This window comes from Pontibacter aydingkolensis (assembly GCF_019443125.1).
Taxonomy (GTDB): Bacteria; Bacteroidota; Bacteroidia; order Cytophagales; family Hymenobacteraceae; genus Pontibacter; species Pontibacter aydingkolensis.
On sequence record NZ_JAHYXK010000008.1, the window covers coordinates 118,193 to 129,106 of the forward strand.

At 44.0% G+C, this 10,914-nt stretch carries 8 protein-coding genes; 7 read left to right on the forward strand and 1 reads right to left on the reverse strand.

What is annotated here, in order from left to right:
* The first annotated feature begins 151 nt into the window (after positions 1-151).
* The 7 genes from K0O23_RS11470 to K0O23_RS11500 all read left to right on the forward strand — a co-directional run bounded on the left by K0O23_RS11470 (position 152) and on the right by K0O23_RS11500 (position 7,980).
* Positions 152-1,381, forward strand: coding sequence for an HD domain-containing protein (locus K0O23_RS11470; protein WP_219877564.1), 1,230 nt, complete (start codon positions 152-154; stop codon positions 1,379-1,381).
* Positions 1,382-1,769: 388 nt separating this feature from the next.
* A complete protein-coding gene (lpxD, locus tag K0O23_RS11475; protein WP_219877565.1) occupies positions 1,770-2,792 on the forward strand; it encodes a UDP-3-O-(3-hydroxymyristoyl)glucosamine N-acyltransferase in 1,023 nt (340 codons plus the stop codon).
* A 179-nt stretch (positions 2,793-2,971) separates the two neighbouring features.
* Positions 2,972-4,366, forward strand: coding sequence for a bifunctional UDP-3-O-[3-hydroxymyristoyl] N-acetylglucosamine deacetylase/3-hydroxyacyl-ACP dehydratase (locus K0O23_RS11480; protein WP_219877566.1), 1,395 nt, complete (start codon positions 2,972-2,974; stop codon positions 4,364-4,366).
* Entirely contained in the window at positions 4,363-5,154 is a 792-nt protein-coding gene (gene lpxA / locus K0O23_RS11485) for an acyl-ACP--UDP-N-acetylglucosamine O-acyltransferase (protein WP_219877567.1), read from the forward strand. The genes K0O23_RS11480 and lpxA overlap by 4 nt, the downstream gene beginning before the upstream one ends.
* Positions 5,144-5,779: an ABC transporter ATP-binding protein gene (locus K0O23_RS11490; RefSeq protein ID WP_219877568.1), complete on the forward strand. Its 636-nt coding sequence runs from the start codon at positions 5,144-5,146 to the stop codon at positions 5,777-5,779. Before lpxA ends, K0O23_RS11490 begins: the two co-directional genes overlap by 11 nt.
* A gap of 419 nt (positions 5,780-6,198) precedes the next feature.
* Positions 6,199-6,906, forward strand: coding sequence for a YebC/PmpR family DNA-binding transcriptional regulator (locus K0O23_RS11495; protein WP_219877569.1), 708 nt, complete (start codon positions 6,199-6,201; stop codon positions 6,904-6,906).
* Between the two features lie 111 nt (positions 6,907-7,017).
* Positions 7,018-7,980 carry a calcium/sodium antiporter gene (locus K0O23_RS11500; protein WP_219877570.1) on the forward strand — a complete coding sequence of 321 codons (963 nt, stop codon included), beginning with the start codon at positions 7,018-7,020 and terminating at the stop codon, positions 7,978-7,980.
* Between the two features lie 18 nt (positions 7,981-7,998).
* On the opposite strand, the gene K0O23_RS11505 is transcribed toward K0O23_RS11500, so the two are convergent.
* Positions 7,999-10,896, reverse strand: coding sequence for a triple tyrosine motif-containing protein (locus K0O23_RS11505; RefSeq protein ID WP_219877571.1), 2,898 nt, complete (start codon positions 10,894-10,896; stop codon positions 7,999-8,001).
* Positions 10,897-10,914: the final 18 nt, after the last annotated feature.

A 10,914-nucleotide genomic window follows, 5' to 3' on the forward strand; every position in this document is an offset into this window, starting at 1 on the left:
ATCTGGCTACACTATTTTAAAGTATAAACCTGTATCGTAAAAGTATAGATAGCCGGTTAAAATGCTATGAAAGATTAAATCCGGATGCTTAACCAGCTAACAATTAACCAAATTAACAGTTTAACAATCAAACAACTCAACCACCTGCTCTGTGAATAAAAAGAAAATATTCAATGATCCTGTTTACGGGTTTATAACTGTTCCAACCGATCTTATTTTCGACATCATTGATCACCCCTACTTTCAGCGCCTCCGCCGCATTAAACAGCTGGGCTTAACTGAAATGGTTTACCCCGGTGCACTGCATACGCGTTTTCATCATGCGCTGGGTGCCATGCACCTGATGAACACCGCCTTAAATACTCTAAAGAGTAAAAATAACGAAATTTCCGATAAAGAATTTGAGGCATCGCTTATTGCCATACTTTTGCACGACATCGGCCACGGCCCCTTTTCGCACGCACTTGAGACGGCTATATTTAAAAATGTGCACCACGAGCACCTATCGCTGCACATTATGCATTTACTTAACGAGCAATTTGACGGGAGGCTGAGTCTGGCGATTGAGATATTTACAGGCAATTACCACCGTAAGTTTTTCCACCAACTGGTTTCAAGCCAGCTAGACGTTGACAGACTGGATTACCTGAACCGCGACAGCTTTTATACTGGTGTATACGAAGGAAAGATAGGCGCAGACCGGATTATTAAAATGCTGGATGTTGCCAACGATAAACTGGTGGTAGAGGAAAAAGGTGTTTATAGTATAGAGAACTTCCTGGTAAGCCGTCGCCTGATGTACTGGCAGGTATACTTGCATAAAACGGTTATCAGCGCCGAGAACATGGTGTTGCGTGTAGTGCAGCGTGCCCGCGAACTGGTACAGAAAGGCATCAACGTACCTGCCAGCCCCTGCCTTAAATTTTTTCTGACCTCTGATGTAACCATGCAGGATTTCCAGCAAGACAGCAGCATTCTGGAGCGTTTCGTTAGCCTTGACGACCATGATGTTTGGAGTGGCATCAAAGAATGGGCCTACCACCCTGACAAGATACTCTCTTACCTGGCCAACAGTATACTTAATCGCAAATTGTTTAAAGTGGTTATCTCTAACCAACCTATTGATGCAGAACTGCAACTGGGCATAAGCGAACTGGTGCAATCGCAGTTTAATATTGGAGAGGAAGAAATTAAATACCTGATGATAGCCGGGAAGATAGGCAATAATGCCTATGATGTAGAAGGCCAGACTATTGATATGCTGACCAAGTCAGGTTATGTGATAGATGTAGCTGAGGCTTCTGATCTGCCAAACATCCGGGCACTAAGCAATAAGGTAGAGAAATACTACGTGTGCTACCCGAAGGAGGCGGCGCATTGATTCCACCAGATGCAATTAGAGGTTGCGTTGATGATACAGTTTCAGTAATGCAGCCTGCTTGCGGGCAGAAGGCACAATATATCCTTCCGCTAGCTGAAATCTGGCGGAAGGAATCAACTGGTATCATTTAATCACCGAGATTTTCAAAACTAATATCCGAAGCAGCGGCTTTTTAGACCTAGCAACTTGCGCAGCTCCTGCTAGCGTTTGGCAGGCAACAATAGTATTCAAGCAACTCTCTCCCTCTTCATCCGAAAGTTATATATCAAATAATGAATGGCACTATAGCAACAAGTTGATACCAATGAGTATAGGCAAGTTTACTTTTTTGTTAAGTTTGCATCCCTGAAGCATTAGCACTTTTAAGTTTTTGCTATAATTTTACAAAATGGAATTTACCGTTCAACAGGTTGCTGACCTTCTGCAGGGAAAAGTAGAAGGAGACAATACCATAAAGGTCAGCACATTAGCTAAAATAGAGGAGGCCAAACAAGGTGCTCTTGCTTTTTTATCCAATACTAAATACGAACCATTTCTTTACAATACGCAGGCCAGTGCAGTTATAGTTGCCCATAATCTAGAGCTTAAACAACCTGTAACTGCTGCCCTTATTCGTGTTGAAGATCCTTATACAAGCTTCTCTACTCTACTGCAGTATTACCAGACAGCTGTGATTGCCTCTAAGGCAGGCGCAGAAGAGCCGTGTTTTATCGGCCAGGGATCTGTTGTAGGCGATAATTATTACCGTGGCGCCTTTTCATACATTGGCGCAAACTGCAAAATCGGTGAGAATGTAAAGATATTCCCGCAGGTATACATTGGCGATAACGTTACTATTGGCGATAACACCACCATTTTTGCAGGTGTCAAGCTCTATACCAACACCGTGGTTGGCAACAACTGCACCATCCATAGCGGTGCCGTACTTGGCAGCGATGGCTTTGGCTGGGCGCCTCAGGCAGACGGCACCTACAAAGCTGTGCCGCAAATTGGCAATGTAGTGCTGGAAGACGATATTTCTATTGGCGCCAACACTACTATAGACTGTGCTACCATGGGATCGACTATCATCCGTAAAGGCTCCAAAATAGATAACCTGGTGCAGATTGCCCATAACGTGGAGATTGGCCAGCACACCGTAGTTGCCTCCCAAACAGGAATTTCGGGTTCTACCAAAATTGGAAACAACTGCGTGATTGCCGGCCAGGTTGGTATTGTGGGCCATATTACCATAGCAGATAAAACCACCATTGGTGCACAGTCCGGTGTATCAAAATCAGTAAAAGAATCAGGTAACATTATACAAGGCTCTCCGGCATTCGACTACAAGCAAAACCTGCGTGCCATGACGGTTTTCCGCAAACTGCCGGAGCTACAGCGCGAACTGGAATTGCTGAAAGAGAAAGTATAGCCGGTTTATACTTTGGTAACACGCGTTGCCCATTAAAATAAATTGGCAAGGTGGTGGATTATGTCTTAAGTTTGCAGCGGCAAAAGGTTAAACTCAGCGGCTTACAAATAGAAACAAAGCGTTAGCCCCATAGCCGGCTCCCGTTAACAGAAGAGAGAAATACGACTACAGATACGTGAATGAACGATAAACAGCATACTATCAAGGCCCCGGTAACTGTATCCGGTATAGGTTTGCATACAGGTGTGGTTTCTAACATGACGTTTAAACCGGCTCCTATCAACCATGGGTACAAGTTTCAGCGCATTGATTTACCCGGCCAGCCTATTGTAGCCGCTGACGTTGATAACGTGGTGGATCTTTCGAGAGGCACTACCATTGAGCAGAACGGAGCCAGAGTGCATACTATTGAGCATACTTTAGCTGCGCTGGTTGGTTTACAGATAGATAATGTGCTGATTGAACTGGACGGACCTGAACCTCCGATCATGGATGGTTCTTCTATTGAGTTTGTAAAGCCTCTAATGGAAGTTGGCCTGGAGGAGCAAAACGCGCTTCGCAACTATTTCGAGATCACCAAAGGCCTTAGCTACAAAGATGATAGCCGTGGGGTAGAGATTGCTGCACTTCCGCTGGATGATTATCGCCTTACTACCATGGTAGACTACAACTCGCCTATACTTGGTAGCCAGCATGCTTCTATCACGCACATGGACCAGTTTGTAGATGAGATCGCACCGTGCCGCACATTTGTGTTCCTGCACGAGTTGGAGGCCCTGTACAAGCAAAACCTGATCAAAGGCGGAGATTTGGATAATGCCATCGTAATTGTGGACCGTGTAGTGCAGGATGAAGAACTGGACTATCTGTCTGATCTGCTGAAGAAACCGAAGGTAGAAGTAAAAGAGGAAGGTATACTTAACAATACTGAGCTTCGCTTTAAAAACGAGCCGGCACGCCACAAGCTACTTGACCTGATGGGAGACCTAGCCCTGATCGGACGCCCGATTAAAGGACAGATACTGGCGGCACGCCCTGGCCACGCAGCAAATGTTGCCTTTGCCAAGAAGGTAAAGAGAATGATCCATGAGGCTACGATCAAAAACGTGCCTAACTACGATCCGAAGAAAAAACCGGTGATGGATATCAATCAGATTTCGGCTACTTTGCCGCATCGTTATCCATTTCTGCTGATAGATAAAATCATACACTTAGACGAAACAACGGTTACAGGCGTTAAGAACGTGACCATGAACGAGCCTTTCTTCCAGGGCCACTTCCCCGGGAACCCGGTTTTGCCTGGCGTGATCCAGATTGAGGCCATGGCCCAGACTGGCGGGATTCTTGTTCTGAACACTGTTGAGAACCCTGAAGATTACTGGACTTACTTCCTGGGCATTGATAAATGCCGCTTTAAGCGCAAGGTTATACCTGGCGATACCATAGTATTTAAATGTGAACTGCTGGCTCCAATCAAACGTGGAATTGCCAAAATGAGCGGTCAGGCTTTTGTAGCCGGCCAGCTGGTGATGGAAGCTGAAATGTCGGCAAGTATAGTAAAGAAAGACGTATGAACCAGCCATTAGCTTACGTACACCCAGAGGCAAAAATTGCACAAAACGTTGTAATTGAGCCATTTGCCAGCATTCATAAAAATGTGGAAATTGGCGAAGGCACTTGGATTGGCCCGAACGCGGTAATCATGGAAGGTGCCCGCATTGGCAAAAATTGCAAGATTTTTCCTGGAGCGGTAGTTTCTTCTGTACCACAGGACCTGAAGTTTGCCGGTGAGGTTACCACCACGCACATTGGTGACAATACGGTTATTAGGGAGTGTGTTACGGTCAGCCGCGGCACCATTGATAAAATGAAGACCGTAATCGGCCAGAATTGCCTCATTATGGCTTACGCACACGTAGCCCATGACTGCATTGTAGGAGATAACTGCATTGTAGGCAATGCCGTGCAAATGGCCGGCCACGTAGAGGTTGGCGACCATGCCATTATCAGCGCAGCTACGTTGGTACATCAGTTTGCAAAGATCGGTGTACATGCCATGATCTCCGGTGGCTCTCTTGTTCTTAAGGATGTTCCTCCGTTTGTAAAGGCAGCCCGCGAGCCACTTTCGTATGCAGGAATAAACTCGGTTGGCCTGCGCCGCAGAGGCTTTACCAGCGAGCAGATAAACGAGATACAGCAAATCTACCGTATCCTGTTTATGAGCGGTTTAAACAACTCTCAGGCCCTGGATAAGATAGAACTGGAGTTACCGCCAAGTAAAGAGCGCGACGAAGTGGTTAACTTCCTGCGTAATTCCGGCCGTGGCGTTATCAGAAGCTATTTCTCAAAAGATGCAAATTAACCTAAGCAATTTAGGTAAACGATACAACTACGAGTGGATTTTCCGGAACCTGACTTATACTTTTGAGTCAGGCACCTCTTATGCCATACTTGGGCATAACGGTTCCGGTAAATCCACTCTTCTTACTGTAATAGCCGGGCACAACCTGCATAGCGAAGGCGACATAGCCTATACTTTGGGCTCCAAAACAATTGCCCCCGACGAAGCCTATCGCCACCTATCCCTTACAGCACCATACTTAGAACTGGTAGAGGAGTTTACGCTGTTGGAGATGCTAGAATTCCATACCCGCTTTAAGAAACTGCGCCACAACCTGACCAACCTAGAGTTGGTAGACAGAATGGGCCTGCAACGGTCTAAAAACAAATTTGTAAAAGATTTTTCGTCAGGCATGAAGCAGCGCCTGAAACTGGGCCTTGCCCTATACTCCGACACAAAACTGCTGCTATTGGATGAACCTACCACAAACCTTGACCAGGAAGGTGTAGCCTGGTACCAGGAGCATGTGGATAAAAACAGAGCTGATAGATTGGTAATTGTAGGCTCTAACATTAATCACGAGTATGCCTTCTGTGATCAGCACCTACGCATTTCAGATTACCACTTAGCACCGCGTGTTCGTTAGTTGCTGGTTAGTAGTTATTGGTTAATTGTTAATGTAGAGACGCAATATTTTGCGTCTTGTTTGCTATGGGGTAATCTTTCTAAAAGTATAAAGTATGGCTTTTAGAAGTATAAACTTATACTTTGCACTATCTTAAAGTATAACCTGTGGCTCACGGAAGTCTGAAGACTTCCCATTATTGCAAGCCACAAGTCACGCTATCGCTTATGACTTGTGCCAGAAATAATATACACCCAACAACGAATAACCGACAACCAATAACGAAACCCATCACCCTGTAGTCACCAAGACGCAAAATATTGCGTCTCTACATTCCCGAATAACGATCAACGAATAACCAGCAACCAATAACGAATAACCAAAAAGACTACCAAATTAAACAGAAGCTGCCTAACTTTGTATACCACATAACACACACTATGGGACGCGCATTTGAATTTAGAAAAGCCCGCAAGTTTAAACGCTGGGACAAAATGTCGAAGGCATTTACCCGCATCGGCAAAGAGATAGTAATGGCCGTTAAAGAAAGCGGTCCAAACCCTGAGACAAACTCACGTTTACGTTCGGCTATACAGAACGCCAAAGGCGTTAACATGCCAAAAGACCGTATAGAGGCTGCCATTAAAAGAGCATCTTCTAAAGAGGAAAAAGATTACGAAGAAATTGTATACGAAGGCTATGCACCTCACGGCATTGCAGTGGTAATAGAGTGTGCTACTGATAACCTGAACAGAACGGTAGCCAACGTGCGTATGCACTTTTCTAAAGGCGGCGGCTCACTAGGCAAAACCGGATCCCTGGACTTTATGTTTGACCGCAAGGGTATCTTTAAAATACCTGCCGAAGGCGTTAACCTGGAAGACCTTGAGCTGGAGTTGATCGACTTTGGTGCAGAAGATATTTATGAGCACGAAGGTGAGATTATCATTGAAACCCCTTTTACAGAGTTTGGCACCATGCAGAAAGGCCTTGAAGAAAAAGGGCTTGAGGTAATCAGCTCTGAAGTGCAGCGCATACCTACTACCAGAACGGAGCTGACCGAAGAGCAGGAAGAAGAAGTAATGGGCTTGATTGAGCGTTTCGAAGAAGACGACGACGTACAGGCCGTATATCATAATATGGCTTAAGTCAATAGGTTACTATAAAATATGGCTGCTCAGACAAATGGGCAGCCATATTCTTTTATAGCCTATTGGCCTTATTACCCGTATCATTTCTAAAAATCACCAATCCTAGTTATGCTTTTATACTTTCTGTTTATAGTAGGCTTTATTTTCCTGATCAAAGGCGCTGATATTTTAGTTTCGGGAGCTTCTTCCATCGCCAAGCGTTATGGGCTTTCCGATATGGTGGTAGGCCTTACTATCGTATCATTTGGTACGTCTTTGCCAGAGCTTATCATTAACATACTTTCCAGTTTGCAGGGACAATCGGAACTGGCTATTGGTAACGTGTTCGGAAGCAATGTTGCTAACCTACTGCTGATACTGGGTATAACAGCTCTCATTTGCCCTTTGCCAATTAAGCGTAACACTATACTTACAGAAATTCCCTTTTCGCTAATAGCTACCTTACTCGTTGGCTTTTTAGCGAATGCAACACTTATTGATAACCGAGCTGAATTATACATCAGCCGCACAGACGGTGCTATACTTCTCTTCTTCTTCGTGCTGTTTATGGCTTATATCTACAACATTGCCCGCACTAATAAAGACGAGGTTATACCTGACGATGTAGATGAGGATATGCCAATTGGTAAAGCAATTATATACATTCTACTTGGCGTAACAGGGCTTTTTCTGGGTGGCAAATGGGTAGTAGACGGTGCAGTAGATATTGCCCAGAACTTTGGTTTAAGCGAGTCCTTTATAGGCCTTACGGTTGTTGCCATTGGCACCTCTCTTCCGGAACTGGTTACTTCTGCCATGGCCGCATACCGCCGTAACATCGATATAGCTGTTGGCAATGTGGTAGGTTCCAATATCTTTAACCTGCTGTGGATATTAGGAATAAGTGCGTTGATCAACCCGCTGCCTTTTGATGTGGTAAGCAATTCCGACATTGTCATGATGATCCTGGCAAGTACTTTACTGATCATCACCATGCCAATCGGAAAGAAAAACACGATTGATCGCTGGAACGGAGTACTCTTCCTGGCAGTGTATATTGGCTATATCGTATTTCTGGTTCAGAGAGGGTAAAAAGAGGCGATTTTAGCTTTAAAATCTCAAAATGTAATCAGTTAAATTTTCACTACGATCCAGTTCCAGGCGCTTTCGCAGACGGTAACGGCTAATTTCGACACCGCGTACTGATATACTTAAAAGCTGTGCAATTTCTTTTGTACTTAGGTTAAGGCGCAGGTACGTACTAAGCTTTACCTCCTGCGGGGTCATTTCCGGATAACTGTCCTGCAGGCGTTTGGTAAAGTCTCCGTGCACGTGGTTAAAATGGAGCTCAAACTGCTTCCAATCCGAATCACTGGTTATATTCTGCTCAATATTCTTAATGATTCGCTTTACTTCCTCGCTGTGTTGTTGCAGTTCTCCCTGTTTCACAATGGATTGCAACTCCAGCTTCACGTTATTTAGCAGTTCGTTCTTGTTTATTAAGTGAAAAGTAGAAGATGCAAGTTCGCGATTCATGTGTTCAATCTCAGATTGCTGTTTTTCGTGCTTTAAGCGCAAAATCTTTTTCTCGCTTAGTTTAGCTACCTCTTTTACTTCAGTATCCTTTTCACTTAGAGCACGCTCTTTGTCTTCAATGATCTTTAGTTTTTCTCGCCGGTATCGCTTTTCAAGGTAGTACAGCAAAGTACCTAGTAATAACAAACCTAAAATGATATAGACTACAATGGCTAATCTGCTGCGGTAAAAAGGCGGCGCAACGGTAAAAGCGAAACTTTCTGCCTCGCTTATATTGCCATGAATGTTTTGGGCACGAACATGAAACACATAACTGCCCTCCGGCAAGTTGGTATACTCTTTTTCGGTTTTTGATGTCCAGTTAGACCAGCTTTCGTCAAAATTCTCTAAGTAATATTGATACTGTGTTTTTTCCGGACGCTCATAAAATGAGCTGGAATAGGTAAAGCTGAGTGAGTTTTGTTTATAGGGCAGGTCTAACTTTTCGCCTTCCTTAAATGCCCGCTCAGAAAACAACAGGGAGTCTTTATCAAAAGACGTATTTATAACTTTTGTGATACGTGTGTTGAAAGGGTAAAGCGTTTTGTTCTTTAAACCATCGTAATGTATAAAGCCATCTTTGGCCCCAAGGAGCACATTGTTCAGGTCGAGTATCTTAATGTAAGGCAGGTCATCGTTCAATCTGTCACTGATGGTGTTAAACTCTTTGCTCCTTATCTCCGGCTCACCAAATTTATTCAGGGTCAGGATACCTACACGTTGGTCTGATATAAAGTAAATGTTTCCCTGTACATCCTCTTCCATTTCTGCGATGTGCTCTTCCGGCTTAAAGTATGAAGAAAACACACTGTCTTTCACAAATATTTCTTTACTATAATCAAAGCGGTAAATCCCGGTAAGAGCAGGAAAGTATAATTTCCCCTGCAATCGCTCCATATTTACAAGCTGGTCTGAGGGCAATCCATTTTTAGAGTTAAAAAAGCTAGTAGTCTTTATTTTACTATAATCCGGCGCAAACCTGATCCTGAACACTCCTTTATAACCGTGCGCTATCCAGAGATTTCCCTTTTCATCAAACTCCAGTACCCTAGATGACTCCTCAAAGCCTTTATACTTGCGAACTAACTGAAAGTCATTACCATCTTCCTTTAAAAGACTGATGCCGTCATAAGAGCCTAGTATAAAGTATCCTGGTTTATCGGGAACCGGAATATAGTCCCATGACCCGTTACCAGCCGCAAACTTCTGAGCCTGCCCATTTTTGATGATGTATGGTCCGGTATGATGCCCCATCAGCAGTTTATCGTGATAGTGACGTAGCTTATACACTTGCCCAGTTGAATTCGGTACTGATTTATAGCTGTGGTTTTGTCCTATCTCGGCTTCATACAAACTACTTGTGGTGCCTAAGTACAGCTTATTATCTATTTTAAGGGCGGCATAACCAGCCCCGGATACCCCCATGGCACCGTCAATCCTGCTAAAAGGTGAACTAATCTCTACTAAGGATAAACCATTATTTAAACCAAGCCACAGGTTTTCATGAGCATCCTGGTAAAGCGTATGAATAGTGTTATCGTAAAGTCCGTCAGCTTTTGTAAGATGCAGTAACAGGGCGCCTTGCTTATTCATGATGTACAACCCATCATTCTGTGTACCTATGGCATAAGTACCATCTTTTAACAGCAAGGCCTGATTTATGACAAGATGCTGTAAAACAGCTGCGTCATCCATTTTCATCAAAACAGGGCTGATGCCGTTGTACAGGTACACGCCGTCTTGCACTGTGAAGATAAGCAGGTTGGCCTGGTCAAAAGGAAGTATGGAAGCAATTCGACTTTTGGCAAATTTGTCGCCACCGGGCAACAGTTTTAGCTTGCCACTCTCAAGCTCTGTCAGTCCTACCCCCCACTCCATTGTATAGAGTTTATTCTTTACTTTAAAGGAAAACTCGATAGGATTTTTGGGCGCAACAACAGTTATTTTCTTATCAGGAGTATAAATATAGATGTTCTTGAAAGTAGTGAAGCAGATTTTCCCGTCAATCTCGTAGATGCGCCATACTTCATCAAAATTTCTATGCTGCTCAGGAATCAGGTCCTTCAAAGAGAAATACTGTAGGTTCCCAAGCTTATCTGTCTCAAAGTACCCGAAGTCTGACTGACTTCCAACGTATACCCTTCCCTGCGATTTGGAAGTATACAGCGATCTGACTTTTGTACCGTTGTTGACAGGATACCTGTTCCACTCAGCACCATCATACTCCAGAAGACCGAAGTTATTAGCTACATAAATCACTTCGCGTTCATCTTGTGCAATGCCCCAGCTTTGTATCCCCCCTTTAAAGTCTTCTGTACTAAAGTTCCTGACAAACGGATTACCCCAATAGCGTGACTGTGCCAGCAACGGAAAAACGGATGATAGCACAAACAAAACCGAATAAATGAGGGAAAACTTTACAACAGACTTCATAATTACCTATCTTATAAC